The 26374-nt window shown below is 48.1% G+C and carries 28 protein-coding genes and 1 pseudogene; 15 read left to right on the plus strand and 14 right to left on the minus strand.

From position 1 onward, the window contains the following. Nucleotides 1–19: 19 nt before the first annotated feature. The 4 genes from devC (AM1_RS04340) to AM1_RS04355 all read right to left on the minus strand — a co-directional run bounded on the left by devC (AM1_RS04340) (nt 20) and on the right by AM1_RS04355 (nt 3678). Complete coding sequence (gene devC / locus AM1_RS04340; protein WP_012161581.1) at nt 20–1207, minus strand: ABC transporter permease DevC; 1188 nt, start codon at nt 1205–1207, stop codon at nt 20–22. 43 nt (nt 1208–1250) lie between these two features. Beyond that, entirely contained in the window at nt 1251–2552 is a 1302-nt protein-coding gene (locus AM1_RS04345) for an ABC exporter membrane fusion protein (RefSeq protein WP_012161582.1), read from the minus strand. After that, nucleotides 2527–3114, minus strand: coding sequence for a TetR/AcrR family transcriptional regulator (locus tag AM1_RS04350; RefSeq protein WP_012161583.1), 588 nt, complete (start codon nt 3112–3114; stop codon nt 2527–2529). The genes AM1_RS04345 and AM1_RS04350 overlap by 26 nt, the downstream gene beginning before the upstream one ends. A gap of 162 nt (nt 3115–3276) precedes the next feature. Continuing rightward, nucleotides 3277–3678, minus strand: coding sequence for a hypothetical protein (locus AM1_RS04355; protein ID WP_012161584.1), 402 nt, complete (start codon nt 3676–3678; stop codon nt 3277–3279). 82 nt (nt 3679–3760) lie between these two features. Here AM1_RS04355 and AM1_RS04360 point away from each other — a divergent pair, with 82 nt between their 5' ends. The 5 genes from AM1_RS04360 to AM1_RS04380 all read left to right on the plus strand — a co-directional run bounded on the left by AM1_RS04360 (nt 3761) and on the right by AM1_RS04380 (nt 7437). Next, on the plus strand, nt 3761–4681 hold the full coding sequence (locus AM1_RS04360) for an RluA family pseudouridine synthase (protein ID WP_012161585.1): 921 nt from the start codon (nt 3761–3763) through the stop codon (nt 4679–4681). A 145-nt stretch (nt 4682–4826) separates the two neighbouring features. Beyond that, nucleotides 4827–5264 carry an SH3 domain-containing protein gene (locus AM1_RS04365; protein ID WP_012161586.1) on the plus strand — a complete coding sequence of 146 codons (438 nt, stop codon included), beginning with the start codon at nt 4827–4829 and terminating at the stop codon, nt 5262–5264. A 318-nt stretch (nt 5265–5582) separates the two neighbouring features. Then, nucleotides 5583–6293, plus strand: coding sequence for a phytanoyl-CoA dioxygenase family protein (locus AM1_RS04370; RefSeq protein WP_083776692.1), 711 nt, complete (start codon nt 5583–5585; stop codon nt 6291–6293). A 74-nt stretch (nt 6294–6367) separates the two neighbouring features. Next, the gene (locus AM1_RS04375) at nt 6368–6985 is read left to right on the plus strand and encodes a hypothetical protein (protein ID WP_012161588.1); all 618 of its coding nucleotides are present in this window, start codon (nt 6368–6370) and stop codon (nt 6983–6985) included. Between the two features lie 38 nt (nt 6986–7023). Then, the gene (locus tag AM1_RS04380) at nt 7024–7437 is read left to right on the plus strand and encodes a hypothetical protein (protein ID WP_012161589.1); all 414 of its coding nucleotides are present in this window, start codon (nt 7024–7026) and stop codon (nt 7435–7437) included. A gap of 34 nt (nt 7438–7471) precedes the next feature. On the opposite strand, the gene AM1_RS04385 is transcribed toward AM1_RS04380, so the two are convergent. The 3 genes and pseudogenes from AM1_RS04385 to AM1_RS04395 all read right to left on the minus strand — a co-directional run bounded on the left by AM1_RS04385 (nt 7472) and on the right by AM1_RS04395 (nt 10553). Beyond that, nucleotides 7472–8185 carry a DevA family ABC transporter ATP-binding protein gene (locus AM1_RS04385; protein WP_012161590.1) on the minus strand — a complete coding sequence of 238 codons (714 nt, stop codon included), beginning with the start codon at nt 8183–8185 and terminating at the stop codon, nt 7472–7474. 19 nt (nt 8186–8204) lie between these two features. Then, nucleotides 8205–9372 (minus strand): annotated as a pseudogene (gene devC / locus AM1_RS04390) (ABC transporter permease DevC). After that, a complete protein-coding gene (locus tag AM1_RS04395) occupies nt 9369–10553 on the minus strand; it encodes an ABC exporter membrane fusion protein (RefSeq protein WP_012161592.1) in 1185 nt (394 codons plus the stop codon). Before AM1_RS04395 ends, devC (AM1_RS04390) begins: the two are co-directional and overlap by 4 nt. Nucleotides 10554–10704: 151 nt before the next feature. Between AM1_RS04395 and AM1_RS04400 the strand changes: the two genes are divergently transcribed. The 3 genes from AM1_RS04400 to AM1_RS04410 all read left to right on the plus strand — a co-directional run bounded on the left by AM1_RS04400 (nt 10705) and on the right by AM1_RS04410 (nt 13209). Continuing rightward, on the plus strand, nt 10705–11328 hold the full coding sequence (locus AM1_RS04400) for a TetR/AcrR family transcriptional regulator (protein ID WP_012161593.1): 624 nt from the start codon (nt 10705–10707) through the stop codon (nt 11326–11328). A gap of 247 nt (nt 11329–11575) precedes the next feature. Next, nucleotides 11576–11968 (plus strand): hypothetical protein, encoded by a 393-nt coding sequence (locus AM1_RS04405; protein WP_012161594.1) that lies wholly within the window; start codon nt 11576–11578, stop codon nt 11966–11968. Nucleotides 11969–12003: 35 nt separating this feature from the next. Continuing rightward, entirely contained in the window at nt 12004–13209 is a 1206-nt protein-coding gene (locus AM1_RS04410; RefSeq protein ID WP_012161595.1) for a glycosyltransferase, read from the plus strand. 7 nt (nt 13210–13216) lie between these two features. Here the strand turns inward: AM1_RS04410 and kaiC are convergent, their stop codons facing one another. From kaiC to AM1_RS04425, 3 genes are all read right to left on the minus strand, one after another. Continuing rightward, nucleotides 13217–14785 carry a circadian clock protein KaiC gene (kaiC, locus tag AM1_RS04415; protein WP_012161596.1) on the minus strand — a complete coding sequence of 523 codons (1569 nt, stop codon included), beginning with the start codon at nt 14783–14785 and terminating at the stop codon, nt 13217–13219. Between the two features lie 71 nt (nt 14786–14856). Further along, nucleotides 14857–15171 (minus strand): circadian clock protein KaiB, encoded by a 315-nt coding sequence (gene kaiB, locus AM1_RS04420; protein ID WP_010479745.1) that lies wholly within the window; start codon nt 15169–15171, stop codon nt 14857–14859. 33 nt (nt 15172–15204) lie between these two features. Further along, a complete protein-coding gene (locus tag AM1_RS04425) occupies nt 15205–16104 on the minus strand; it encodes a circadian clock protein KaiA (protein WP_012161597.1) in 900 nt (299 codons plus the stop codon). Nucleotides 16105–16310: 206 nt separating this feature from the next. Between AM1_RS04425 and AM1_RS04430 the strand changes: the two genes are divergently transcribed. From AM1_RS04430 to AM1_RS04440, 3 genes are all read left to right on the plus strand, one after another. After that, nucleotides 16311–17057 (plus strand): type 1 glutamine amidotransferase, encoded by a 747-nt coding sequence (locus tag AM1_RS04430; protein ID WP_012161598.1) that lies wholly within the window; start codon nt 16311–16313, stop codon nt 17055–17057. A gap of 59 nt (nt 17058–17116) precedes the next feature. Next, on the plus strand, nt 17117–19426 hold the full coding sequence (glgB, locus tag AM1_RS04435; protein WP_012161599.1) for a 1,4-alpha-glucan branching enzyme: 2310 nt from the start codon (nt 17117–17119) through the stop codon (nt 19424–19426). 77 nt (nt 19427–19503) lie between these two features. Next, nucleotides 19504–20079 carry a hypothetical protein gene (locus AM1_RS04440; protein ID WP_010479755.1) on the plus strand — a complete coding sequence of 192 codons (576 nt, stop codon included), beginning with the start codon at nt 19504–19506 and terminating at the stop codon, nt 20077–20079. A 16-nt stretch (nt 20080–20095) separates the two neighbouring features. Here the strand turns inward: AM1_RS04440 and AM1_RS04445 are convergent, their stop codons facing one another. Next, nucleotides 20096–20902: a hypothetical protein gene (locus AM1_RS04445; protein WP_012161600.1), complete on the minus strand. Its 807-nt coding sequence runs from the start codon at nt 20900–20902 to the stop codon at nt 20096–20098. Between the two features lie 184 nt (nt 20903–21086). On the opposite strand from AM1_RS04445, the gene AM1_RS04450 reads away from it, so the two are divergent. Continuing rightward, nucleotides 21087–21887 carry an IS5 family transposase gene (locus tag AM1_RS04450; RefSeq protein ID WP_012161398.1) on the plus strand — a complete coding sequence of 267 codons (801 nt, stop codon included), beginning with the start codon at nt 21087–21089 and terminating at the stop codon, nt 21885–21887. Nucleotides 21888–21893: 6 nt separating this feature from the next. Here the strand turns inward: AM1_RS04450 and AM1_RS04455 are convergent, their stop codons facing one another. Next, a complete protein-coding gene (locus tag AM1_RS04455) occupies nt 21894–22400 on the minus strand; it encodes a hypothetical protein (protein ID WP_041659083.1) in 507 nt (168 codons plus the stop codon). Nucleotides 22401–22703: 303 nt separating this feature from the next. Between AM1_RS04455 and cysE the strand changes: the two genes are divergently transcribed. Continuing rightward, nucleotides 22704–23444: a serine O-acetyltransferase gene (cysE, locus tag AM1_RS04460; RefSeq protein ID WP_012161603.1), complete on the plus strand. Its 741-nt coding sequence runs from the start codon at nt 22704–22706 to the stop codon at nt 23442–23444. Then, complete coding sequence (locus AM1_RS04465) at nt 23437–23808, plus strand: hypothetical protein (RefSeq protein ID WP_012161604.1); 372 nt, start codon at nt 23437–23439, stop codon at nt 23806–23808. Before cysE ends, AM1_RS04465 begins: the two co-directional genes overlap by 8 nt. Nucleotides 23809–23835: 27 nt before the next feature. Here AM1_RS04465 and tadA read toward each other — a convergent pair whose 3' ends face one another. Beyond that, nucleotides 23836–24333, minus strand: a complete 498-nt coding sequence (gene tadA / locus AM1_RS04470) for a tRNA adenosine(34) deaminase TadA (protein WP_012161605.1) — start codon at nt 24331–24333, stop codon at nt 23836–23838. Nucleotides 24334–24375: 42 nt separating this feature from the next. Between tadA and AM1_RS04475 the strand changes: the two genes are divergently transcribed. Beyond that, the gene (locus tag AM1_RS04475) at nt 24376–24729 is read left to right on the plus strand and encodes a phenylpyruvate tautomerase MIF-related protein (RefSeq protein WP_012161606.1); all 354 of its coding nucleotides are present in this window, start codon (nt 24376–24378) and stop codon (nt 24727–24729) included. A gap of 22 nt (nt 24730–24751) precedes the next feature. Here the strand turns inward: AM1_RS04475 and AM1_RS04480 are convergent, their stop codons facing one another. After that, complete coding sequence (locus AM1_RS04480; protein ID WP_012161607.1) at nt 24752–26002, minus strand: aldehyde dehydrogenase family protein; 1251 nt, start codon at nt 26000–26002, stop codon at nt 24752–24754. Nucleotides 26003–26374: the final 372 nt, after the last annotated feature.

The raw sequence follows: 26374 nt of genomic DNA on the forward strand, positions 1-26374 counted from the left end.
GATAGATAGTGACAGCGAATTAGAATATGTCGGCTGGATCGGCAGATCGGAGTTTGCGCATGGCAATGGCCCCCGACATCGAGCACATCAGAATGGTCATGATTAAGACGGTGGTTGCCCGTTGCGCGGTCATGGAAATGGGGAGCATGGTGGCTGCGAAGGCCAGCTGATACAGTCCTAAAGCTAATCCCACACTGGGTAAATATCCGAGAACAGCCAGAAGGAGGGCTTCTTGAATCAACATCCCCAACAGATAGTTGTCCGTGTAGCCCATGGCTTTCAAGGTGGCATATTCAGGCAAATGCTCAGACACATCAGAATAGAGAATCTGATAGACAATAACGATGCCAACAATAAAGCCCACCCCCACCCCGAGGCCAAAAATAAAGCCAATTCCGGTGCCGTTGGCCCAGTAGTCCCGTTCAATCTGGGCAAAGTCTTCGGTGGTGCCGACTAAAACATCGTCGGGTAGCAGAGCCTCTAGATCGGCCTTGACCTGTGCCAGGTTGGCCCCCGGCTGCAGCTGAATCAGCCCCACTTCAATCTGCTCTGGACTCCGGTTCGGAAACAGCTGCAGAAAGGTGGAGTCACTGGCAATTACATTGCCATCGGCAGCAAAGGACGCCCCGTTGGTGAATACCCCGTCCACTTGAATCAGCTTGTTATTCAGTTCGGCAGCGAAATGCCCCTTTTGCTCAAACGCAGTGGTGGTAAATCCATATTCTGGCCGTCCGGCCTGGTCAAATAAGACGCGATGCAGAGGCTGAATTTTATCCTGATTGTTCGTGACTTCCGGGAACTTAAAGGACGGCTCAGCCGGGTCAATGCCCCAGACTAAAATGGCCCGCTCTCGTTTGGTCTCAGGATTTTTCCACTGTCCGGTGGCAATATAAACCCCATTCACGGACTTGACCTGGGGATGGGCCAGGGTCTGATACAGCCGGGCACGGGGAAAGGCTTTGACAGAGAACAAAGTCTGCATTTGGGGATTGGTTAAAACCAGATCTGCCTGCAGATTGCGGTGGGGCTGGACGGCGGCATCGAATAAAGCCCCCTCAAAGCCCATCTGGATAAAAATCAGCATATCAGCGAAGGCAATGCCTGCGATCGCAACCAGTAACCGTGTGCGCTCCCGCGTCACCTGGTGCCAGGCTAAAGGGGTTCTCTTCAGAAATTTAGGCCGTTTTCGCCTTATCCAACTGTTCATGGCCACTTTTCAAAATCAAACGTTCGTTATAAAAAATGCCAAATCAAGAGTCATCGGAAATTTGGATCACCGTTTGCACCTGCAAATTGCTCAGATTGGCAACTTGTTGACTGTCTTTTGGATCAAGGGCAATCTTGACCTCGACCACGCGACGATCCAGATTTTCGCCAGGGTCGCCACTAAAGACCTGCTGGCGACTAATCTGACGGCCTAGCTCAATCACTTTGCCGCGCAGTTCGCCAGGAAAGCCTTGGCCTCGAATCGTGGCGGCTTGTCCCACCTGAACCCGGTGAATATCACTTTGGTAGACTTCTGCCACCACCAACATCTGCTCAGTTTGTCCCAAGGCGACAATGCCATCACTGCTCATCTGTTCACCGGGTCGGGTGTAGATTTTGAGAATCTGTCCATCACTCGGGGCTTTAATGGTGGCTCGATCCAGATTTTTCTGGGCCTTAGTGAGGGCGACCCGAGCCGCTTCCACCTCTGCTTGAGCCATTTGAATATCCACGGACCGGACTTCTGCCACTTCTGCCAGTCGAGATTGGGCCGTTGCCACCTGAGCTTGCCCGGTAGTTTCCAGCCGACCCAACTCTGCCTGGGCTTCCCGGAGGCGGCGCTGGGCAATCCCGTCGGTACGGGAAAGTTCTGCAGTGGCCTGCTTCAAGGCTTGACGGGTGGTATCCACACTGAGCTGCTTGCTATCGAACAAGGACGCAGAAACGGCTCCCGCTTGATAGAGGGATTGATAACGGGCCAGTTCTTTTTGGGCTGTGCGTAGTTCAGCCTGAAGTCGTTGAACAGCTGCGGTTTGGGCACTGCGATCGCCCTCGTATTGGGCTTCCAATCGGGCAATGGTTTGCCGCTGAATTCGCAATTGCCCGGTTAACTCAGCAGACTCTTGGGAGACGGTTGCTCGTTGGGCATTAATAGCGCCCGGTTTAGCCCCTGCCTGTACCTGGGCCAGCTTGACCTGAGCAACGCGGAGCTGGGCCTGAGCTTGGGCCACCTCATCTAACAAGCGATCGCGGGAATCCAATACAGCAATCGGGTCACCTGCCTGGACGGTATCTCCCAGTTTGACCTTGAGTGTGGAGAGGCGATCGCCGTCCAGGGTCAAAGGAGCGGCAACTTTGACAATCTCACCCGTGGGTTCGAGTCGGCCTAAAGCGGCAATATTTGGTAGGGTTGTGGGTTGTACATCACTGGATTCTGCAGAGCGGGGGGTCTGCCAGCCACTTTGAGCCAGACCGACTAGGACAATGCCGCCACTGGCTGCGATAGCAGCAATTAACGTACCGATTAACCAGGGTTTGGGTTTAACTTTGAGGGGACAACTGTTCATGGCTACAGACCATTTGAATCATAAGTTGGCTTTGGTGATGGAACCAGTCCATATCTTCAATGCCTCGGTTATAGACACATTGAATAATCAGACCGTCAATAAAAATCATCAAGAAGTCGGCTAACTCCGTATTCGGGAGCTGTAAGTAATCCACTGTTGCATCACGAGTCCCATCCCAGATCTGGCGGAGGAACTGCAGTTCCTCATCACTCCCCGTTCGATTTTGCTGAAAGAAGTCGACCCACAGCAGCATCTGTTGCTGATAGAACTGAAGGCTTTTCAATACGAAAGCCATTACTACCTGTAGACGCGCCTCCAAAGTTTCTACCTCAGGGGCTTGGGCAAAGAACCGGGAGATATCTTGTTCACACAGCTCTTGAACCAGCTGCATAAAGATCGCTTCCTTGCTGTCAAAGTAGTGGTAGAGCGTTCCGGTTGAAACCTTGAGCCCTTCAGCAATCTGCCGCATAGTGATTGAACCGTAGCCCTTTTGAGCAAAAAGTTCAACGCAGCCATTTAGCAACTCTTTTCGATACTGTTCTCGATCAACAACCTTAGGCATGGGCGAGAGCACCAGTATTGGATGGATTATTTATTTTATAACATATGTTCGTTATAAAATGTAAGGGGGCTCTTGAAGCTGTAATCAAAGGACTACCTGAAGTATGACAACCCAAAACCGATGACTCTTTTTTAGCGAGGCATAGACAGAACATTCCCCCCTCTAACGACGATATTGCTGGCCTTTACTAAAAACCCCTAATAAGAGGCCAACAATCGTAATTTGGTGGAAAGGACCTAAAAAGAGTCCCGGAATCGGAAGGGATGCTCTTAGAGCTAGAGCGATCAATAAACAAAGTACCAATCCCCATAGGGTAGATACCTGAATTCGTCGCCTAGGTTCCATTACCCGTTCCAAAATAATGACGCCCAGGATACCGATCGCCATATCGATTGCAGCCGAAGAGAGTAATCCCCAAGGGGGACCCAATACTGATTCAATCTGCACTTGGGAAGATGCCGGTAAGATAAGGGTCAATCCATAGTCAATTCCAGAAGCTAAGACAAGGGTAATCACAGAGGCATTGATCAGTTGTAGCCACGGTAATACCTTGAATTGGTACATGCTGTCGCTCGAAAAGAATTGCGTTCCAATTCTACCGAAGCTCTGGTCCCAACAGAATGATTAGAACGCTGCATGAGCAAGAATGAATCAAGGCTGGACTTATCACAATCAAGTTAATCAGGTAGGCGCGGGGCTGACCCTGTTAGAGTTTTATGCTCAACGCTACCGGCATTCGAGTGGGACAGAATGGCAAGTCCGAATTGAAACCGGACAAGTAACCATAGACGGTCGGCAAGCTACTCCAGATACGGTATTAAAACAGGGACAGAATTTGGCCTACCATCGTCCTCCCTGGCAGGAACCAACGGTGCCCTTGACCTTTGATGTTTTATACGAAGATGCAGATGTGTTGGCAATCCATAAACCCTCAGGGTTACAGGTGCTTCCCGGGGGGGGCTTTTTAGAACATACCTTGCTCCACCAGGTACAGCAACGTTTTCCCCAAGGGACACCTTTTCCCATCCATCGCTTGGGGCGAGGGACATCAGGGGTGGTATTGATGGCGCGATCGCAACAGGCTCGCGCTGCTTTAAGCCAACAAATGCGGAATCGGCAAATTCAAAAAGTATATCGAGCGTTAATTGGGCCTGAACAAACCACCCACCCCCTAGAAGAACAGTTTGAAATTACCCAAGCCATTGGTAAGGTTCCTTATCCGGAGTTGGGATATATCTATGCTGCGACTCCAAAAGGACGACCCGCCCATAGCGCTTGTACCATTCTTCAACGACGTCCAGAGGCTACTTTACTGGCTGTGACGATTACCACTGGACGTCCCCACCAAATTCGGATTCATTTAGCAACTATTGGCTATCCCTTACTTGGCGATCCGTTATATGTTGCGGGAGGACAACCTCAGTCAATAAGTTCTGAAGAACGATCACAACCCGTTCCTGGAGATTGTGGCTATTGGCTTCATGCCTTCTCTTTACAATTTATCCACCCAACCTCTCAGGAGCGAGTCAAAGTTGTGAGTGAGCCACCGCAACCGCTGAAGTGCTGACTCAGAGCGATTGCTTGATTGAGCGCTTTTTGAAATATTTGGCCATGAGCCGTCTCACTTTTGGGTCCATCGGTAGGGACGCTTTAACAGAGTGCCAGGTGAATAGGGTGGTTTAGAATCACACATTTACCCTGCGTCGGATCACATGGAAAGCCAGAAAGTTTTTTTATATTCGGGTTTAGAGAAAGCAGGACAGGAAAATATGAATCGCGGCATTAGAGTTTTCAGCATTGTAACTGTGGCAGGATTAGTCAGCCTCTCAAGTTTGAATTTTGCATCTTCATCCCATGCACAGGATTATCTAGAAGTTCAAAATGCTGATTGGCTTGCCAAAGCAGAGCAAAAAAACCTCAACTATGATGGGGTTCTATACTGCGATGATGCCAATGTAAAAATCAATATTCGTCGAGGCCCTGGAACAGGCTATAAAGTTGGATACAGCAGCTTCAGCGGACTTGAAGTCGATGTTCTCTCTTCTTATCAAACCAAGGGCTATAAATGGTACAAAATCCGCTACGTCAACCAAATTTTGCACCAATCAGAGAGCGGCTGGGTGAGAGAAGACCTAATCAAAATACTTTGATAAACGTCGTTTTCCAAAAGTCTTAGGGTTGTCTAACCTGCTTTTGTTGCCACCCTTTCGTCTAAATGCATTTCACAATCAGCTCTTCAGAAAAGCCAGATTAATTTTCTGAAAAGCTGATGTATAGCTATATCTGGGTGTCATCTCACTGCTAAAGTTCAGTGCTCTGGAGCATTGAACTCCAAGCGATGGCCCTAAAATCGAGATGGAGCGCCAAGCTTGCGTGAGTCAAAACATGCGATTGATACTTGCCGCTATTCCCTCCGATAGGCTGAGCTGTAAATACTCCGTGTCAGCCTTGCTCTTACTCCTCTTTTTATGACTCTTGTGGAGCCATCTCTGCCCTTATTTATCCGCAATACCCAAGAAAAGTTTCATCAACAGGGGTATGTTATCCTGCCCCAGATCTTTTCTGCTCACATCTGCGATCAGGTTTTTGACCATCTTGATGAAGTGGTCCAATCAGGGCCTGGGAGTAGACGCTTACTCGCCTTTGACTGGTGCCAAGCACTGGCCAAGAGCCTCAAATCCCATCCATTTATCTCACCTTTATTAGGCCCTACGCCCATAGCCAATCAATGCACCTATTTTGAGAAATCCCCTGATCAAAATTGGTTAGTGGCACTGCATCAAGATGTTAGCATTGCCGTTCAACCTAATGCTGCTGCCACTCAGTTGGGAATATCTCAAAAAGAAGGGCTGTCTTTTGTGCAGCCTCCGGTCGAAATTTTGGAACAGTTGGTTGCTCTTCGTATCCATTTAGATGACTGCACCCCCAACAATGGCCCCCTAAAAGTGGTGCCAGGATCTCATCAACAGGGGCGACTCTCTGACCCGATGATTGCAAAACTGCGGGACCACTCCGGTGAGATATCCTGCTTAGTGCCCAAAGGCGGTGTGTTAGCCCTGCGACCATTGCTTCTGCATGCGTCCAGTAAGATGACGCTTCCCCAACGCCGACGGGTTTTACATTTTCTCTGTGGTCCTCGCCAGCTTCCCAATGGTTTGGTTTGGCATGAAACCATTTAGGTGGCATAAGGTCAGCTGTAAAGGGTCACTGTAGATGACTGGAGCGAATAAATGAGTTTCGTAGGTGAGGTTCGGTGAAGTCTAGCTCTAGATTGATAGGTGCGATCGCATTTCTGTCTGCTGTTTTAAGTTGGGGATGTTCACCGCCTATCCAGGCCCCACACCGACCAAGGCAGACCGCTTCGCTTACTCCCGCTGTTGAATCTTCTACACCAACTCCTGAATTACCAAGAGTTGATGCGTTCCCACAACTGCAACCCTGTCTTGTTGATCTGGAAGGTCCTCTCCTGTTGCCGTTGGAGTTAACGCCATCTGCACATATATCTAGCCAAACCGCCTATTATGTTGCCTACTCGACAAAAACGCTGGCGGATTCAAAGGATATCGGTAAGGTTAAGGCCCTAAGAACCCTTGCCTTAACCGCAGGCCAATGCCAAATCCTGACCCTAGATCAAGCACAAACTTTAGCGAAACAGGCGTTGAAAAATAATCGGAATTACCAGGAGCAGCTTGCCCTGCATCAAGGCAATCAAGGTCTGGCTTGGAGCGCTATGGTAAATCGGTGGGAACGCGATCATTACGTTTCAGGTCCAGGTGACCACCCCTTGGTGTTGTCCCTGGAAGAAATTTGGATGGCTAAAACGCTGAATTTAGATTTGCCAGACTATCTCCCGGTTTACGCGAGACCATAGAGTAATTTTTTGTCCACAAGATCTATCTGCAGCCCAATATGGATATTGGTTATTACAAATTGGCGAAACAAATTAATGGATTATTCCATTATGCTGAAGTGCATTTAGAGAAAGTCGACGTATTCACGTTGCCTATGGTGCAAGTAGCAAAGGGTGCCTTTGCTTGGTTAAAAGATGATTATGGACCTGATGCCTGGGAATGGGCGATATGTGATGACTATCGGCAAGGGGCTATTCAAGGTGTTCAGTATGCTTTAGACAATGTTGGTAAAGGTATGGCATTTCAAAAAGTTGGGATATTAATCACCACCATCAAAAGCCATCCAGCTCATGGAACGGTCTATTCAGTTGCGTTTGCAGCTTGTATGGCAACTTGGACATTACTAGAAGTGGATGGAATATCCCACCCCTACTTTCAAGGGGAGAAACTTGTCTTTCCATCCCTTCCCTAACCATAAACATCAACGTGAGAGCGTCATCCTCAAATTAGGCTGCTTTTGGAGGAGCTTCTGCCGTTAGGGTGTTGGTTTCTAATCGACCATCTTCCATATGGACAATCCGGTCGGCCACATCGAGAATACGGTTATCGTGGGTGACCAGCAAAATAGTACAGCCCTGTTCTTTGGCCAGGGTTTGCATCAGATTCACCACATCTCGACCGGACTTACTATCTAGTGCAGCTGTGGGTTCGTCGGCCAAGACAATGGCGGGGTGACTAACTAACGCTCTTGCGATCGCAACCCGTTGCTTTTGTCCCCCAGACAGATCATCCGGATAGTAGTGGATATGATCGCCCAGCCCTACCTGATTGAGAATGGTCGTTGCTTGCTCCACCATCTCTTGGGGCGACCGGGTGCCCGTCACTTCTAGCCCCATCTTCACGTTTTGCAGGGCCGTTAAACTGCGATGTAAATTATGGGCTTGGAAAATATAGCCATTATGGCGACGAGCTTGTACCAGTTCCTTCTCTTTTGCACCTGTTAATTCTTGACCCAAAATTTTGAGGCTGCCATTTTGGGCGGCCCGTAATCCCCCGACTAGGGTTAGTAAGGTTGTTTTTCCCGATCCAGAGGGGCCGGTCATCAAGACAATTTCTCCCGCTGTAATATCTAGGTGAATATCGAATAACACCTGTTTGCGCAGGCGACCATGACCGAAGTAGTGGTCGAGATGGCGGATAGAGATAACGGGGTCTTTCATGGTTGAGGGGGGCTTGGGGCTAGAACATATCGGCAGGGTCAGCGGACTGGAGTTTCCGAGTGGCTATTGCACCGGAAAGGGTACACATCACCACCGTCAGTACGAATACTGTGATCGCTCGGCCTGTGGTCATAAATAGGGGTAAGGCTGTTGCAGATCGGGCCAAACCATACAGTCCCATAGGCAGAATGGCACCGGGGATAAATCCAAGGACCGCTAGGATAATGGCTTCTTCGAACACCACCCCTAAGAAATAGCGATTCTGATAGCCCATGGCTTTGAAGGTCGCATACTCGCGAATATGGGCATTCACATCGGTGGACAACACCTGGTAAACAATCACCACCCCGACGACAAAGGCCATCGCGGTGCCTAAGCCGAAAATAAAAACCCACGGGGCTACGCACCTGCCAGTAGGCGGTTTCAAAGGCAATAAACTCTTCCAGGGTTAAGACCTGAACATCTTCTGGGAGATGATCCTTTAGGGTTGCCACCACTTGTTCTGGGTTCGCATTCGGCTCCAGTCGGATTAGCCCCAAATTGATGCTGCCCGCCTGTCGTCGAGGAAATTGCAACAGAAAATTCTGGTCACTGGTAATTAAAGTCCCATCTGCGCCGAAGGAAGCCCCCATCTCAAATAATCCGGCAATGGTAATAGTGCGGCGTTGCGCTTCGGTCTGCACAGGTTTGCCTTGATCAATGAGGGCAAAAGACTCGGCATAATCTCCTCTAGAGCCTCGGTCGAAGATAAACGTATCCGGCTGTTTCACCAAGGGAAGTTTCTCCGTCAGTCCTGGTAGATTCATGGCAGATCGATCAGGATTAAACCCAATCACCTGGACTAAGGTTTCTCGCTTGGTCTGGGGATTTTTCCAGTTCAATGTATTGATATAGAAGGGTTCCGCGAATTTCACCCCCGGAACATCCTGTGCCTGATACAACCGTCGTCGAGAAAAGGTGGACAGGGCTTGCAGATTTCGGGCTTGGGGACTCAGAAGAACAATATCCGCATTTAAGGTGCGGTGCAGTTGGGTATTACTGACAAACAAAGAGGCCTGAAAACCCATCTGCATAAACATCAGCACATCCGCAAAGGCAATACCGGCTAAAGCGACCAACAATCTGCCTTTTTCATGGCTGAGCTGGAGCCACCCCAACGGGGTACGTTTGGAGAGCGGAGCCTTCATAACTGCACCGTCACATTCACTTGCAAATTGGTAAATTGGGCAGCCTGTTGGCTAGAGGTGTTGTCCAACTTGATGTAAACCTCCACCACTCGGCCATCGATATTTTCGCTGGGGTCGGTGTTAATAATGGTTTGCCGCCGGACCTTGGTGCTAACTCGATCGACGGTGCCCGATAAGGATTGGGGCAAGGCCTCGCTGTTCACTTTGACGGCCTGCCCAGTTTTGATCTTACGTACATCGCTTTGATAGACCTCTGCCACCGCATACATTTGCTGCGTTTGGCCCAGCTCTAGGATGCCGTCTGTCCCCACGACTTCACCCGGATGGGTATGGATATCCAATACCACTCCCGATTGAGGCGCTTTAATATAGGCTTGATCCAGTCTGGCCTGGGCCTGCTTAACGCTAGCGCGAGCTTGGTTGATATTGGCTTGGGCGACATTCACATCCACTGGACGCACTTCAGCAATTTGATTGAGGCGAGCCCGAGCCGCAACTAGTTCAGGAGATTGAACGGCCTGTAAACGGTTGGCTACGGCTTGAGCTTCCTGTAGACTGCGTTGGGCCGTTTGCAGCACCAACTGTTTTTGATCCCGTTCTGAAGCCGAGATTGCTCCTTGCTGATAGAGGGATTGATAGCGGTTGAATTCGGCTAGGGCATTGTCTACTTCGGCATGGCGGCGGGCAATGGTTGCGGATTGAGCCGTCATTTCCCCCTGTCGTTGGGCATCTAATCGGGCAATCTCCGCGCGCTGGGCCGCCAGTTCCCCCTGCTTGGCCCCCGCTTTAATTCGAGCGAGTTCTGCTTCTGCTACCCGCACCTGCTCTTGAGCCGTCTGCAAATCCGCTTGAAGGCGATCGCGACTATCGAGAATGGCAATGATTTGTCCCGAAGAAACGGCCTCCCCTTCCTTTACCAATAGTTGGGACATTCGATTCCCTTCCGCACTGCTAGGGGCCGAAAGCTGGACCAGTTCTCCTTGAGGTTCTAGGCGTCCTAAGGCCGAGACGGTCTTAATCTCTAGAGGCGCAGGAGGGATTTCGGACTGGCTTTGGGAATTGGAATACTGCCGCAGGGTCCATACAGAGACCCCACCCAAGGCTAGGGCAGCTGCGATCGCAACCCAGGTTACGCGGGGCCAATTCAATCGAGATTGTTGGGACACACTATTTGAGACCATCACCCGTCTCCAAAGAGAATAACTAAACTGTTTAGTTTAGATTTGATATTATTAGACTAAACTGAGTAGTTTAGTTCTGTCAAGGGCGGACCCACTTTGCCCTAGGATGGGGAAACTAGCGGTTTAATTGCTGAATTGGCGCCCGCCCACCATGGATACCAAATCTCCCCCCTCCGAACGTCAGCTGTCTGCAACCAAACGCAGCGCCATTTTGTCAGGGGCAATGCAAGAGTTTTTAGCCCAAGGCTATGCCGCCACCACGATGGATCGGGTGGCAGCAGCAGCAAAGGTCTCTAAAGCCACGGTCTATAGCCACTTTAAAGATAAGGAAGGGTTGTTTATTGCGCTGGTGCAGCAATTACAGGAGAAAAAATTTCAGGTGGTCTATGGCTCACCGGAAGGGAAACGCCTACAGGGGCCTCCGCGGCAGGTGTTGCATCATCTCGCCAGCAATATGTTAGAGAACATCATCGAAGATAAGCCCTTCCAAGCCTTTATGCGGTTGATTATTGGGGAGTCGGGTCGTTTCCCAGAACTAGCGCGAGCCTTCAGCCACCATACCCCCCGCTGTTTTCTATCGATTTTGAAAGACTATTTAGGAGCTCAATCGGGGCTCAACCTCAAGGATCCAGAAGCGACGGCCCGCATTTTTATCGGTAGCTTAGTGCATTACGTGATTTTTCAGGAGCTACTCTACGCCAAAGAAGTTGTACCGTTTGCACGTGAACGGATGATTCAAGGACTCGTTGATCTGATTGTTAATGACTCGGCATAACTCTTTGCTGCTCCAGTCTTAGGGGATTTTCTAGGGATAAATGCCCCAAAGGTCAGCAACCTGAATGGGGTTAGGATTCAGTTTCAGTGCCTGTATTTGAAGGATTGAGCCGATGGGTTCAATTTAGAATCTGCCCATAAAAAAGAACCGAAAGCACCCCTTCTGCAACAACTCAAAATGGATATGCATGGGGCTCCATTAAAGCCTTACAATTTATGTAGCTAGATTACAAAATATTGAGGAACTAATGGAGTATACCCTGCCAGCAATCTATAACATTCCTTCCCCCCCTTACTTTCTCGTCCTGATTGCAGCTGTGCTTGGCGTAGCTTGTGGTAAAGCCTTTGAAGTGTCCTTAAAGCAAAAGGCCGAAGAATGGTCAAAGCGAAAAACAAACAAACCCCTGAGTGATGTTGCTGAAATTCGGCTGCTTTTTCCCTTGGCTGGCGTTTGTCTCTGTAGTTGGGTCTTTTTGGGATCTGCCTTAACCATCTTTGCTGTGTCCTGGGCCCAAGGGTTTACCACTGCCTTTTTTGTGGTGACCTTTAGTGCTGTTCTACTGTGGACACAAATGATTCAGGTTATGAAAGCTATTGAAGAAGGTGGATCTGAAGCCTTAGAAATTACCAGCATTTTCTAATGTCGAGTTGTTGAAGGGACTGATTCTGCTTAATCATGACCCTGAGCTTGTGCATGATTGTCAAAAATGAGGCAGCGAGCTTATCTCGCTGCCTTAAAAGTGTAGAGGGGTGGGTGGATGAGATGATCATCGTGGACACGGGGTCCACCGATAACACTCCCTCGATCGCCCAATCCTTCGGGGCCAAAGTTTACAACTATGCCTGGAACAATGACTTTGCCGCTGCTCGTAATTTTGGATTGCAATATGTGCAGTCAGATTGGGTGCTGGTTTTAGATGCCGATGAAGTGCTGAACCCGGAGGTTAAGCCTCAACTGCAAGGCATTCTACAGCAGGAAAATCTACTGGCGGTGACATTACTACGGCATGAAGTGGGGGCTCAGCAGTCCCCGTATTCATTGCTGTCTCGTCTTTTTCGCAATCACCCGCACATCCGTTTTCAGCGTCCCTATCATGAACTGATTGATGATTGTGTGCTGGCCCTACAGAAGCAAGAATCGCACTGGCAGGTAGGGCATATACCTGAAGTTGCTATTGAGCATTTTGGTTATCAGGTGGATGCGATCGCAACCCGTAACAAACACCAGCGGGCCTGCGAAATTATGGCTGCTGCCCTGGCAAACAATCCCAACGACGCTTATCTTTGCAGCAAGCTAGGGGCTTTATATGTGGATATGGGCCAAGTTGAACCCGGTATGCATTTGCTCCAACAAGGCCTGAACCTGGATCCACCTGAAGCCTCCATTCGCTACGAACTCCATTATCATCTGGGCCATACCTATGCTCGATGTCAACAGGCAGCCCTGGCCCTTCATCACTACCAGCAAGCCGTCCAGCAAAAGTTACCTGGGCTCCTCAAGCTGGGGGCTTACAACAATTGGGCCAATTTACTCCAAGACCGCGGCCAATATGAGCAGGCAAGTCAACAGTATCAACAGATCATTGCCCTGCAACCCGATTGGGCAGTGGGCTATTACAACTTAGGGCTAACCCGTAGAGCAATGGGGGATTTGTCAGGAGCGATTGCCGCCTACCGCCAAGCCATCCAAAAACAACCTGACTATGCAGAGGCCTATCAAAATCTAGGGGTGGCTCTGTTCAAGCAAGGCCAGCTTCAGGCCAGTCAGCAAGCTTTCAGTCGGGCCATTGCCCTCCATCGCCAACACAACAATATCGCTGCCGCAAAACAATTACAGCAGGGGGTTGCCGAATTGGGATTACCCGACTTTCCTTATGCCTAAGTCTTAGCTACAGCAGATCATCGTCGCTTAAGCCTTTAACATCTTGCACAATCCGAGATAGGTCTCGTTTCTCATCCAAGGAGACCCGGGTAGGCGTACCACTGATAATGCCTTCAAAGTTATGGAACGCATTTTTAATCTCTGGACCATGCTGACTAATGGAATATTCGCGAATTCCCTTATCATGCCAGGAGCCTCTCATCTTGAAGACATTGATGGCCCGGGACATTTCGCCCAGAATTTCCACATATTGCAGCATCAAAATCGTGTCTGTAATCGTGGAAATATGGGATTCCGTGATCGAGTGGGAACCTAAAAAGTGATCCGTTGTATTGGTAAAGAAGCCGGTGATTTCTTCCTGCTTAGCAAACCCCGTTACGCCAATCACAAACTGACGGAAAGCATTGTTGCTAACCCCCCGCGCTAAGGCCGAAAGAGAGTCAATCGAAATTCGCGATGGTTTAAATTCAGCAATCTCGGATTTAATTTGCTGCAGGTGATCTTCTAACCCGGCCGATTCTGGATAGGTACAGAGGATTTTAAGGAGGCCTTTTTGTTCCATCTCCTCAAAGTCAATCCCCCAGGAGTAAGCATTCCGGGATAGCTGAGCCCGAGATTCCTCATAGGCGAACAGAATAGCGCGGTCACCATTCTTACAGGCATCTTCTAGAAACTTACTGACCAGTAAGGTTTTCCCAGTTCCTGTCGCCCCCGTGACTAAGATAATTGAGTCTTTAAAGAAGCCACCTCCGCACATCTCATCCAACGTTTGAACCCCAGAAGAGACCCGAGCATTGGAAGATCGCTGGGTGAGGCGCATGGCACCGAGGGGGAAGATATTAATGCCATCATCCGTAATTGTGAAGGGATACTCCCCCTTCATATGGCTGGTGCCCCGTAATTTCAAAATTTCTAAGGTTCGTCGGCGTCGCTCCCCTTCTAGGACATTGCGAACAATCACGACATTATCGGAGACAAATTCTTCGACACCGTATCGCGCCACGGGACCATATTCATCCACCCGTTCAGTGGTCATTACCGTCGTCACGCCAATTTGCTTGAGACGAGCGGTTAGCCTGAAAATCTCTCGCCGAACTACTGTCGCCGCATCATACTGCTGAAAAATAGCGGTCACCGAGTCAATGCCGACTCGCTTGGCCTGATACTTGCTGATGGCATACTGAATACGCTCAATCAGGGCAGATAGATCGAATTCTCCTGCAATATCCTGCCCTTCTGGGTCAGGAGACGCATCGAGTATAAATAGCTTGCCATCGTCCATGAGTTGTTGAAGATCCCATCCAAAGCTCAAGGCGTTTTGGATGATATCTTTAGGCGACTCTTCAAAGGTGACAAACACAGCCGGGTCATCAAAATGAACAATGCCGTGATAGAGGAACTGTATGGCGAACATTGTTTTGCCCGTTCCAGAGGTTCCACTAACCAGAGTGGTTCGTCCCAGTGGTATGCCCCCATGACTAATATCGTCAAAGCCTTCGATACGAGTCAAAATCTTGGTTACTTCGACTTTATTCTTATCGTTCTTTTTATACTGAGATAAATTACTTTTCTTCATTGTTCATCTACATCAAAATGAATAAAAAATTTTAAAGTCGAATATGGGCTGAAGCCGCCTTATTAAGTAGGCTAGTACTCCATAATGCCATCAGAAAGTTCTTCATAGAGTAGATCTAAACCAATCAGCACTCGCTCACGATCGGATAGATCACCAATAATTTTGCGAACGGGAGGGGGCAAAACTTTTGCTAGGGTTGGCGTCGCTAAAATTTTGTCTTCCTCAGCCAGTTGCGGATTTTTCAATACATCAATCACTTTTAGGGCATAAACGCCCTGAAATTCAGTTTCAAGAATATGATTTAAAGTTCTTAAAGCCCTGACAGAGTTAGGGGTGTTGCCAGCAACATAGAGTTTAAGAACATAGGTTTTTCTGATAGAGCTCATGGCAGGGAATTAGGGTTGATCGGTCTTGAATAATTAACGGGTTTTGGGAATGGATCGACGATACATCTCACACAAATGGGCCATGATATCGATTAAGGTCAAGCGATAGTCCAACAGAATATCTTCATTGCGGCCTTCTAATTTTAGTTTTTTAGCAAAGGCATCCATTAACTCCATATGAATTTCTAATATTTTTAAGATTGAGATATCCGCAAAAAATATTTGAGTCACAAAGTCATCAATTTCTTGGTTCACACTACTATCTTGCCGAAAGTAGTTGAGAATGATATCTCGATAATCTCGCTTGAGGGTCACCAAGTAATCGGTTTGTTCTTCTTCGGTGAGTTTGTGAAAGAACTGTTGAGGATTGCGTTTGTAGTAAACCCCTAAGTAACCAAGACGCTCCTTGAGTTTTTGAGACAGCCGTTGCTGCTGGGTAGCAAGATTATCTTGGATGGCTTCGTCAGCATATTTTTTTTGCAATCTAGTGGGGAGTCGACAAGCTTTAGATAGCTGTAGAAACTGTGCGATCGCACAATCGATACTGGACAAAATATCCTCTTGATCATGATCCACAATCACTTCAGCAATGTGGTAGTAGCTGTCCTGTTGTGGGTCACGATCCGCAGAATTGGGTTGGGATGTCTTTTCTACCGATTCCTCAACCTGTAGCAGCACAGCAGGCAGTAAAATCGCTTCCCGGTGCAAATGACTGACAACTTTAGGGAGTGCGGCATTCTTTTCGAAGATGAGACAATCAATACGATGTTTGCCTTGTTCGACTATCTCTAAGAAATTGTCATAGGTTGCATGAACCAAACTATAACGATCGCCCTCCAAAATCTGGGTATAAAGGTCAACTAAAGATTCTGAACTCAGTAGTGTACAGATAAAGATCTGGGGACGAGAGACCGCAGTTTGAGAAAGGGTCATAACGCCAATTTTATCTAATTATTAAGAAATACTTTAGCATCAAATGAGATTATGAAGGAATATTAAGTTATGTATAAAGAAGCGGATTTCATTGCCTGGGGAACGACTCTCTCTTGGACGTGAGCTAGAGACCAGTGGTGACTTAACTTCAGAAATTTATCGGATAACGAAATAATTTTTCCTTCAATGACCCATAACGACTTCTTATGATTAAAGACCGCTCAAAACTCCATATCCTCTACATGCAAATTCGTGACGATCAAGTAACACGAATCGAAGAGCTACAGGAATTTGCGCGTCATAGCCAACTGAATGAAAGCCAGTTCACCCCTCTCAACGTCTTTGATCAACCCGTCTTTTCCCCGGACTATGCCAATCGGTTTGACGCCGTATTTGTGGGGGGGTCAAGCGATGCTTCAGTCCTCAAGCCGGATCAATATCCTTTTGTGGAGCCTGCCAAGCAATTACTCAAACATTGTGTCGATCACACTATTCCGGTGTTTGCTTCCTGCTTTGGTTTTCAGTTAGGGGTAGAAGCCTTAGGTGGGAAAGTCATCCATGATGCCCAAAATATGGAAATGGGGATTTACCCAATGCAGCTCACTTCAGCCGCTTGGGACGATCAATTGTTCGCTGATACCCCTGAACGATTTTTAGTCGTTTCGGGCCATAAAGAGCGGGCCTTTAAACTGCCGCCTCATACTCAATTACTAGCATTTACAGAACGTTGTCCCTACCATGCCTTTAAAGTAATGGATAAACCGTTCTACGGCTTTCAGTTTCATCCTGAGGTGGATCACCATGATTTAGCTGCCCGCATTACTCGCTATCAAGATCGGTATCTGGAGACGGATGGGGCCTTACAAGCCATCCTTGATAACCTCCACCCCACACCAGAGTCAAATCGACTCATTCTCAAATTCGTTGATCGGATTCTGCTGCAAAAAAGGTAAAATCGGCACTTGCCCGATGCCTTAACTCTTAGCCCTTTTATCCCCAGTTAGGTAATTTCATGTCCACCCCTCTTACTGCCGATCAAGTTAATCGAATTGTTTGGAATCACCATCACGATCCCTTCGAGGTTCTCGGTCCCCATCCCAGTCAAGATGGCAAATCAGGGTGGGTTGTGCGGGCATATTGGCCAAAAGCAGATGCAATTTCTGTGGTGTGTCCCGAGCACAGACAGGAATATCCCATGCAGAGTGTTCATGATCCTCACTTTTTTGAATGTGAGGTGCCCATCCCCGGAGCGCTCAATTACCAACTTCGAGTGAAAGAAGGGAGTCATGAGCAAGTCCTGTACGATCCCTACGCTTTCAAGTCTCCCCGAGTCACAGAATACGATCAGCATTTGTTTGCGGAAGGGAATCACCACCGCATCTATGAAAAGCTGGGCGCACATCTCACCACTTTAGATGGCGTTGAAGGGGTTTACTTTGCCCTTTGGGCTCCCAATGCCCGTAATGTTTCTCTCTTGGGTGATTTTAATGCCTGGGATGGACGCCAACATCAGATGCGTAAAGGACCATCCGGCATTTGGGAATTATTCATTCCAGAATTGAGCATCGGCGAGCACTATAAATACGAAGTCAAAAATTATGAGGGGCATATTTACGAAAAATCTGACCCCTATGGTTTTCAACAAGAAGTCCGCCCGAAAACCGCTTCTATCGTCACCGATCTCAACTCCTATAGCTGGTCCGATGAGTCCTGGATGGAGCAGCGACGCAATGCGGATGCCTTAGCACAACCGATTTCGATTTACGAAGTGCATCTGGGGTCCTGGATGCATGCCTCCTCTGACGAACCTCCGACATCAGAAGAAGGCCATCCCCTCCCTCCCGTTATTGTCTCTGAGCTGAAGCCTGGCGCTCGGTTCCTTACCTATCGAGAGTTGGCAGAGCGATTAATTCCCTACGTTAAAGACCTAGGCTTCACCCATATAGAACTCTTGCCTGTGGCCGAGCACCCCTTTGACGGATCTTGGGGCTATCAAGTGACAGGCTACTACGCCTGTACCTCTCGGTATGGAACTCCCGAAGACTTTATGTATTTCGTCGACCAATGCCACCAACAGGACATCGGCGTGATTGTCGATTGGGTCCCAGGACATTTTCCCAAAGACGGCCATGGTTTAGCCTTTTTTGATGGCACCCATTTATATGAACATGCCGATCCCCGTAAGGGAGAGCATAAAGAATGGGGCACGCTGGTTTTCAATTACAGCCGCAAGGAAGTCAAGAATTTCCTGATTGCGAATGCCCTCTTTTGGTTCGATAAGTACCATATCGATGGCATCCGTGTCGATGCTGTTGCCTCCATGCTCTATCTCAATTACTGTCGCAAGGATGGTGAGTGGGTGGCCAATGAGTATGGAGGGGCCGAAAATATCGAAGCGGCAGATTTCCTACGCCACCTCAATGATGTGCTCTTCAGCTACTACCCCGGTATTCTTTCGATTGCCGAAGAATCAACCTCTTGGCCCATGGTGTCTTGGCCTACCTATGTGGGGGGCTTAGGCTTTAACCTCAAATGGAATATGGGATGGATGCATGACATGTTGGATTATTTCAACATGGATCCCTGGTTCCGCCAATTTCATCAAAACAATGTCACGTTTAGCATCATGTATGCCTTTAGTGAGAACTTTATGTTGGCCCTGTCTCACGATGAAATTGTGCATGGCAAAAGCAATATGCTGGGCAAAATGCCTGGAGATGAGTGGCAGAAATTTGCTAACTTGCGGTGTCTATACACCTTTATGTTTACCCATCCCGGCAAAAAGACTCTATTTATGAGCATGGAGTTTGGACAATGGAGTGAGTGGAACGTCTGGGGAGATTTGGAATGGCAGCTCTTGCAGTATGACCCCCATCAAAATCTCAAGAAATTTGTTACCGACTTGAACCACCTTTACAAAGAATTACCGGCCTTATTCACCAACGACTTCAGCTATGACGGTTTTGAGTGGGTCGACTGTAACGACAATCGCCATAGCGTGATCTCCTTTGTTCGTCGTGCGAAGGACTCGGATGAGTTTGTACTCACAGTCTGCAATTTGACTCCCCAACCTCATAGCCATTACCGAGTGGGGGTACCCGAAGCGGGCTATTACGTCGAGCGCTTTAATAGCGATGGGCGTCAATACGGCGGGAGTAACATGGGGAATTTAGGGGGGAAATGGACAGATGAATGGGCTTTCCATAACCGCCCCTACTCTCTAGATCTCTGTTTGCCGCCTTTAGCTACTTTGGTCTTCACCCTCGATCGGGAAAAAACGGCACAAGCCTACCAGCAACTTCCTGATTCGCAAAATCAATAGGTGTTGCCAATTTCAAGAAACCTGTCACACTGGACTTGGGACAAACGCCTACCATAACTTAAGAAGAGGATGCCCGTATGGGCGCTACGTTAGAGCAAATTTCTGGGTACTTAGATAAACAAGGTCTGATCTACGAGATTCAGCCCGAGAAGGCACGGATTATCACTCAAGTCGAAGCTGAACATGTTGAAGACTTTTTGATCGTGATTCAGCTCGATGAAGAGGGAGAGTTCTTTAAACTCTTCGTGCCTGAAGTTCTCACGGGTGTCCAAAATCACCCCCATAAGGCCGCCATTTTGCAAACCATGTTAGTGATCTCTTGGGAAACTAAGATGTTGCAGTGGGAATATGATGCCTCTGATGGTGAAATTCGAGCCATTATTGAATTTCCCTTGGAAGACGCCATTATGACCGAGCGACAGTTTGATCGCTGTTTCAGTGGTTTAGTAGAAATGGTAGATAGCTGGGCAATGCCCCGTTTGCGCGAAGTGATGGAAACGGGAGTTGATCCAGGGGATGTCGCTCTGGGTGAACGTCTCCTTCTGACGATCGAACAAGAGGCGCCCGGGCTGCTGGTTCTGCTAGAAAAAGCCATGCAGGCTCGCAAGCATCGAGGACAATTCCCTCCCTTACGGGACTCATGGTTGGATTAAGCTTGTTTGCCTGGCCTCATGTCGATCTCTCATCGATGTTCGGACTGTTCTCACCCGAAAAAATTAAAAAAGAGACGGAGTCATTCGGTAAATGTAGGGTCTGGGATTGCTGCTGGTCCCAAGTCTGTTGGCTCACCCGTATTCCATCTGAGTCAATCGTGTAAAGTTGATAGTTTTGTTGGGGCGACTGCCACCCCTTCATATCTAGACGAGTGATTTTGCTGGGATAGGTGTGACTATTGATGATCATCAGGCTATGGGAGCTTGGAGTTCTGACAGCAAAGGCATCAATTCCTCTAGGCGTCGAGACACGAATCCGTTGACCATGACTAAAATATTGTCTCAGCAGCTTGAGCACATATCCTGCTGAGCGTAAGGAATAGACTCCATCTTTGTGATTGAAAAGTCCATAGGTATTGTCGGCATCATTCCAAGGGAAAATACCATCAATATCGTTGTGCTGCGCAGCCTGCTGAAAAACTAGGGCTAGAAATACAGCCCCATGATGGGTACGCATCAATCGTTGTTTGTCCCTATCCCAGGTTGTGAACATATGGGTCTCCCCTAGGAACAGTTCAGCATCGTGTAAGCCTTTTTGGTTCATCCACTGGCGAATCGCTTTCGGTCGTTGACCAATTATTTTGGCAGTTTTGTATAGCTTGAAGGGATCGCCGGAAGGTTGGTGTGTACCATATTGATGATAGGAGAAAGCCTGAATATCACTTGTTTTGGAAGCCTCTAAAAATGCTTGAATATCCCTTTTGTCATAGGGGTGGGTCCAAGCACCAACAACAATACGAATAGCTGGATTAGCTCGCCTCATTGCATGGGCAGTCTGTTTTGCTAACCCAGCCAGTTCTTGAGAATTGCCATTGTATTCGGGATCCTTTTCGTTGAGTATTTCAAAATACCGAACTGGGTGCCTTGAGAGGCTGTTTGAGAAGTGAGTAAAGCTCTCAAGGTACTAATCTGTCAATACACAAACACTGGACAGGACCTAGAGAGCAATGCCTACAGCATATGATAGCGACCTCACCACCCTGCAATGGGAATTACTTGAGCCTTTGATTCCTGCTGCTAAACCTGGAGGTAGACCTCGCACCACTGATATGCTCAGTGTTCTCAATGCCATTTTTTATCTCGTGGTTACAGGTTGTCAGTGGAGACAACTACCTCATGATTTTCCCTGTTGGTCAACGGTCTATAGCTATTTTCGAAGGTGGCGCGATGATGGGACTTGGAGTCAAATCAATGAACATCTACGCATGCAAGTGCGGGTGAGTGAAGACCGTCATCCCAGTCCCAGTGCCGCTATCTGCGATGCTCAATCGGTCAAAGTCGGCAATCCTCGGTGTCACTTGATTGGGTTTGATGGTGGGAAAATGGTCAAAGGTCGTAAACGTCATGTGCTCGTTGATACTTTGGGGCTGGTTCTGATGGTGATGGTCACCGCTGCAAATATCTCTGACCAACGAGGGGCCAAAATACTGTTTTGGAAAGCTCAACGCCAAGGTGCGAGTTTGTCCCGTCTAGTTCGGATATGGGCTGATGCAGGCTATCAAGGACAAGCTTTGATGAAGTGGGTAATGGACCGTTTTCAATATGTCTTGGAAGTAGTCAAACGCTCAGATAATCTAGCGGGGTTTCAGGTTATTCCCAAACGATGGATTGTAGAGCGGACGTTTGGATGGTTGTTGTGGTCTCGACGTCTTAATAAAGATTATGAGGTGCTGACTAGGACGGCTGAAGCGCTTGTTTATGTGGCGATGATTCGACTCATGGTTCGAAGGCTAGCGCAGGAGCACTAAAACTTCTCAAACAGCCTCTGAGGAGACTAAGCGGACAAGCTGAGCACACCATTGCGCAAACGCACGGTGCTTTTCGGGAGGAAGTTGAGAGCCTTGATATAGCGTGGGGGACCAACTGGGAATGGAGATCATAATGTCCTCACAGTGAGGAGCAATATTCTCCAAAATGGCATCAATTTTGCCAATGTCCCAGGCCCCCTTGTTATCAATCCACGCTTTTGCATGACCCACTTTGAGCATTTCAGCTGCATGAAGTCGGCAGATGGAGGGGCGGATCTGACCTAATTGTTCACCAAATTTGAGATTCGCTCCTACAGTAGGATCAGTAGCAGACCAAAGATTTAAGCTATAAACATTACGAGCAGAGCCAGTGGATTGATTCCAGTCAACCCTAATGGGTGCATGGGGCTTCGCATAACTGTGAGAGCAACCGAACGGTATGCCAGTACAGACAAACAGGATCATCGCGAAGGCAGAACGATATCTTTGCTGATGGAGGGGGTTCAAAGACATTTTGGGAAGAGGATTGGAACTTTAGGGACTGGGGCTGATGCTCATAATTTTTAGAATACTGAGAAAGCAATTGGAATAAAGCCGAGCTTTTCTTCCATCAGTATGACGTAGGACATCTATGAAAGCAGCAGATGGGTCCCTTAAGGTTACCGATAAGCCTTCAAATATTTAAGGGGAGTCAGCAATGTTGAGCGTAACCAGCCCCTGTTATTCCTCCACCGTCAATGTTCGGATTGCCGATCTTTGTCCTTCATAAAGACGCTAGGATAAAAAGGTCCTGTCTTACCTTCAAAGGCCGACCCCGTGCTGAAGACACTTAAAACTGATTTTCAGATTATTTTCGATCGAGACCCTGCTGCTCGGAACTGGTTGGAAGTGTTGGTCTGTTACCCGGGCTTGCAGGCTATATTGTTACACCGCTTTGCCCATTGGCTATTTGTCTTAGGTTTACCCTTCTTTCCTCGGCTCATCTCCCATGTCTCCCGCTTTTTCACAGGGATTGAAATTCATCCTGGTGCCACCTTGGGGAAAGGTGTGTTTATTGATCATGGCATGGGGATTGTGATTGGAGAAACTGCAATTGTCGGTGATTTTAGCCTGATCTATCAGGGAGTAACGTTAGGGGGAACAGGGAAAGAAACGGGGAAACGACACCCCACCGTCGGGGAAAACGTTGTGATTGGTGCTGGTGCTAAAGTTCTGGGCAATATCCTATTAGGCAGCAATGTGCGGGTCGGCGCTGGTTCTGTTGTCTTACGAGATGTCCCCTCAGACTGTACGATTGTTGGTGTTCCGGGGCGCATTGTTTATCGGGGAGGAGCAAAAGTAGATCCATTGGATCACGCTCGCCTACCAGACTCTGAAGCTCAAGCTATTCGCTATTTAGTCGATCGAATTGAAAGTCTAGAACAGGAAGTAGAACGGTTAAGACAGTCTTCTCCGAATGTTCCTACCCATGAGTCTGATACCACAGACTGCTGCCATCTTCGGGATAAAGCAATAGAGCAGTTTTTAGACGGTACGACTGTCTCAAAGAATGGCTAAATTAATATTTATCTATAATGCCGATGCTGGCTTGATTAATACTGCGCTGGACATTGCCCATAAGGTGTTGTCACCGGATACTTACAGCTGCAATTTATGTATGTTGACCCACGATACCTTTGCAGAACGAACAGCATGGAAAGCCTTTAGAGAATCCTTTCCAATCTCCATGGAGTTTCTGCATAAGGATGAGTATGAGCAAAAGTTGAACGAGCCAAGTTTGGGCGAGTCGAAAAAGGCGTATTCTTATCCCATTATTTTGAAAGAAGACCAAGGTCACATCGATATTTTTATAGATACCGTTGAATTAAACCAAATTAAAGACGTCAATCACTTGATTCGTTCTATTCAAGAGCGTTTATAGCAGATCAATCCAAGGTAGGAATTGGTCTCAAGAGGATGAGGGCTGAGTTTTTTGCTGTAGTCGCCTGCGGGCAAACCACTCTTGTAGTTGCTGACGACAGGTGGGCTCAAGGACGCCTGCAATGACGGGGAGTTTATGGAAGGAGCAAGGGCTACCCGGTAGATTGAGGACGGTTCGAATCGCTCCAGTTTTCGGATCATGGGCGCCATAGACCAACAGACCAAGACGAGCTTGGATAATTGCCCCTGCACACATGGGACAGGGTTCGAGGGTGACGTAGAGACGACATTCATGGAGTCGCCAAGACTGTATAACTTGGCTAGCAGCTCTGAGAGCTACAATTTCTGCATGAGCAGTCGGGTCGTGATCGCGTTCTCGTCTGTTTTCTCCTTCAGCAATGCAGTCTCCATCAGGGCCAATAATCACTGCACCTACCGGCACCTCTCCTGCAGCACCTGCTTGAGTCGCTAAAGCAATCGCTTTTTCCATCCATTGTTGATGTTCAGGGTAGCTGGGGACGTCCACTCTTGATTTAATAAAACTATCGTTACATGCTAGCCGACTATTATGCCTCTCATTAAAGTGCAATCTTCGATCAATGCTCCTGAACAGCCTGTTGTGGAAGCCTTATTAAAGCAACTCTCTGCTCAGCTCGCCCAACATTTAGGTAAGCCAGAGTCCTATGTGATGACAGCTTTTGAGGCAGAAACGCCAATGACATTTGCCGGAACGACTGAACCTGTTTGCTACGTGGAAATTAAAAGTGTAGGCACGATGAGTAGTCCTCAGACAAAAGCCATGAGCCAGGCGTTTTGCCAAGAGCTCGAAACCGCTTTAGGGGTCCCAAAGCAGCGAATCTATATTGAGTTTGCGGACGCAAAGGGCATGATGTGGGGATGGAATGGTTCAACCTTTGGTTAACAGATCCTTGCTCAAGGAGCCGTTATGAGGTTTGAATAATTTGTTTGGAAGTCATTAAGGTTTCAAGGCTAATCACCCCAGGAGAAAGGCTTTTGGCTGAACTCATGCCTATCGCCAGAGACCCTCCAGGCCCGCTGGACTGTCGCAAAAATTGGGGGCTGGTGTTGATAAACACTTGAGAACTACGAACACCTTGGATAAATTGTTGACTGTCTTGATAAGAATCCGTGACTAAACAATCGGCATGATGACTACTGTGGCGGTTAATCCAGTTAAGGGCATCGGCTAAATCATCCACGACGCGAAAAGCCACAATTTTTTGTAGATAAGGCTGCTGCCACTCTTCCTTGGTTGCCAGAATTAACTCTGGAAACTCAGCTGCTAGGGTGGCATCTCCTCGTAATTCGAATCCTTTTTCCTTGAGGGTACTCCATAGGAGCGTGAGTCGAGACTGCTTAATGTTGGGGGTTAGCAAGACTTTTTCAATGGCATTGACCGCATCTGGACTACCTTGATGACTATTGATAATCATGGATCGGGTTAGGTCTGTACTGCCCGAGTCAGACCAAAAAAGATAGCAATTGCCCATCGCAGACTGAAGCGTGGGGACGGTGGATTGCTGCACAACCTGTTGAACCAAGCTGGGGCGACCATAGGGAACAACAAGATCGATAGGTAGGTCTCGGGCAACCAGATCGGAGATTGAAATGTTGCGATCGCAAGGGATGCATTGCACACAAGTTAAGGGCAAATCAGCGGCGGCCAGGGCAGCATGAAGCAACTCGATAACAACCTGATTAGAATGCTTCGTTTCAGCTCCTCCCTTCAGCAGTAACGCATTACCCGTTTTCCAGCACATGCCGGCAAGTAACAGCGCTAAGTCTGGAAACGCCTCATAAATAAAGGCAATAACTCCCCGGGGTTGTAACTTGGCATAGCCTGGAGCCACCATAAAAGTGGACTGGGGAAAGGCTATCATCGCCAACGGGTCAGTTGTTGTCGCCAAATGGTTCAACATTAGCCCCAAGGTTTGCAGACGTTCTGGAGCGAGCTTTAGCCAGTTCAGAACTAAGGAAGGAATCGCTAGATCACGGCTGACTTCTAAATCTATGGTGTTTGCTTCTAACAAATCATCTTGGCGATCTTGCAAGATTTGAGCCAAACAACGCAGCAATTCATTACGTTTTGGATGGGGCAGGAGTGCTAGTTTCTGCGAGGCAATGTGAGCCTGATGCACTGTTGTGTTCAGGTCAAATCTTTGAGAAGCATCCATAGGCAAAATACATCCATTAACGTCGATAAAGATATGAACCGAGTTGGAGAGTGGGGACTGCCATGAATACAGCAAGGCCGAGGCGAAACTCCCGCCTTAGAGCCCAAGGCAGGAGCGATGGGAATAAGACTAATACAATTATGCCCATGACCAGGAGCCAGAATAGAAATAACCGAAAATAAAATAGGGGTTTTCTGGATCGAGAGGGTTGCCATCGACGCCCTGTCCAATACCAACTTTGATGGGGGTAGTCTGAGCACTGTTCAATCGTATACCCATCAGGTTTCACAACAAAAATCCGATGACATTGCTCACACCCTAGGGCCTCTGTAAGAATAATGGGGCTAAGGTGCCCATGCCGTCGACAGGGAC

The sequence above is a fragment of the Acaryochloris marina MBIC11017 genome, assembly GCF_000018105.1.
Lineage (GTDB): Bacteria > Cyanobacteriota > Cyanobacteriia > Thermosynechococcales > Thermosynechococcaceae > Acaryochloris > Acaryochloris marina.

Excerpts from the sequence above, each read along its gene's own strand:
- kaiC (WP_012161596.1), bottom strand. The coding sequence starts at position 14,785 with ATGAAGAAAAGTAATTTATCTCAGTATAAAAAGAACGATAAGAATAAA.
- glgB (WP_012161599.1), top strand. The coding sequence starts at position 17,117 with ATGTCCACCCCTCTTACTGCCGATCAAGTTAATCGAATTGTTTGGAAT.
- AM1_RS04480 (WP_012161607.1), bottom strand. The coding sequence starts at position 26,002 with ATGGATGCTTCTCAAAGATTTGACCTGAACACAACAGTGCATCAGGCT.
- AM1_RS04445 (WP_012161600.1), bottom strand. The coding sequence starts at position 20,902 with ATGAGGCGAGCTAATCCAGCTATTCGTATTGTTGTTGGTGCTTGGACC.
- AM1_RS04455 (WP_041659083.1), bottom strand. The coding sequence starts at position 22,400 with ATGTCTTTGAACCCCCTCCATCAGCAAAGATATCGTTCTGCCTTCGCG.
- AM1_RS04440 (WP_010479755.1), top strand. The coding sequence starts at position 19,504 with ATGGGCGCTACGTTAGAGCAAATTTCTGGGTACTTAGATAAACAAGGT.
- AM1_RS04430 (WP_012161598.1), top strand. The coding sequence starts at position 16,311 with ATGATTAAAGACCGCTCAAAACTCCATATCCTCTACATGCAAATTCGT.
- AM1_RS04350 (WP_012161583.1), bottom strand. The coding sequence starts at position 3,114 with ATGCCTAAGGTTGTTGATCGAGAACAGTATCGAAAAGAGTTGCTAAAT.
- AM1_RS04465 (WP_012161604.1), top strand. The coding sequence starts at position 23,437 with ATGGCTAAATTAATATTTATCTATAATGCCGATGCTGGCTTGATTAAT.
- kaiB (WP_010479745.1), bottom strand. The coding sequence starts at position 15,171 with ATGAGCTCTATCAGAAAAACCTATGTTCTTAAACTCTATGTTGCTGGC.
- AM1_RS04475 (WP_012161606.1), top strand. The coding sequence starts at position 24,376 with ATGCCTCTCATTAAAGTGCAATCTTCGATCAATGCTCCTGAACAGCCT.
- AM1_RS04385 (WP_012161590.1), bottom strand. The coding sequence starts at position 8,185 with ATGAAAGACCCCGTTATCTCTATCCGCCATCTCGACCACTACTTCGGT.
- AM1_RS04380 (WP_012161589.1), top strand. The coding sequence starts at position 7,024 with ATGGATATTGGTTATTACAAATTGGCGAAACAAATTAATGGATTATTC.
- AM1_RS04395 (WP_012161592.1), bottom strand. The coding sequence starts at position 10,553 with ATGGTCTCAAATAGTGTGTCCCAACAATCTCGATTGAATTGGCCCCGC.
- AM1_RS04370 (WP_083776692.1), top strand. The coding sequence starts at position 5,583 with ATGACTCTTGTGGAGCCATCTCTGCCCTTATTTATCCGCAATACCCAA.
- AM1_RS04450 (WP_012161398.1), top strand. The coding sequence starts at position 21,087 with ATGCCTACAGCATATGATAGCGACCTCACCACCCTGCAATGGGAATTA.
- AM1_RS04360 (WP_012161585.1), top strand. The coding sequence starts at position 3,761 with ATGAATCAAGGCTGGACTTATCACAATCAAGTTAATCAGGTAGGCGCG.
- AM1_RS04405 (WP_012161594.1), top strand. The coding sequence starts at position 11,576 with ATGGAGTATACCCTGCCAGCAATCTATAACATTCCTTCCCCCCCTTAC.
- AM1_RS04425 (WP_012161597.1), bottom strand. The coding sequence starts at position 16,104 with ATGACCCTTTCTCAAACTGCGGTCTCTCGTCCCCAGATCTTTATCTGT.
- AM1_RS04365 (WP_012161586.1), top strand. The coding sequence starts at position 4,827 with ATGGAAAGCCAGAAAGTTTTTTTATATTCGGGTTTAGAGAAAGCAGGA.
- AM1_RS04410 (WP_012161595.1), top strand. The coding sequence starts at position 12,004 with ATGACCCTGAGCTTGTGCATGATTGTCAAAAATGAGGCAGCGAGCTTA.
- AM1_RS04345 (WP_012161582.1), bottom strand. The coding sequence starts at position 2,552 with ATGAACAGTTGTCCCCTCAAAGTTAAACCCAAACCCTGGTTAATCGGT.
- devC (WP_012161581.1), bottom strand. The coding sequence starts at position 1,207 with ATGAACAGTTGGATAAGGCGAAAACGGCCTAAATTTCTGAAGAGAACC.
- AM1_RS04400 (WP_012161593.1), top strand. The coding sequence starts at position 10,705 with ATGGATACCAAATCTCCCCCCTCCGAACGTCAGCTGTCTGCAACCAAA.
- AM1_RS04355 (WP_012161584.1), bottom strand. The coding sequence starts at position 3,678 with ATGTACCAATTCAAGGTATTACCGTGGCTACAACTGATCAATGCCTCT.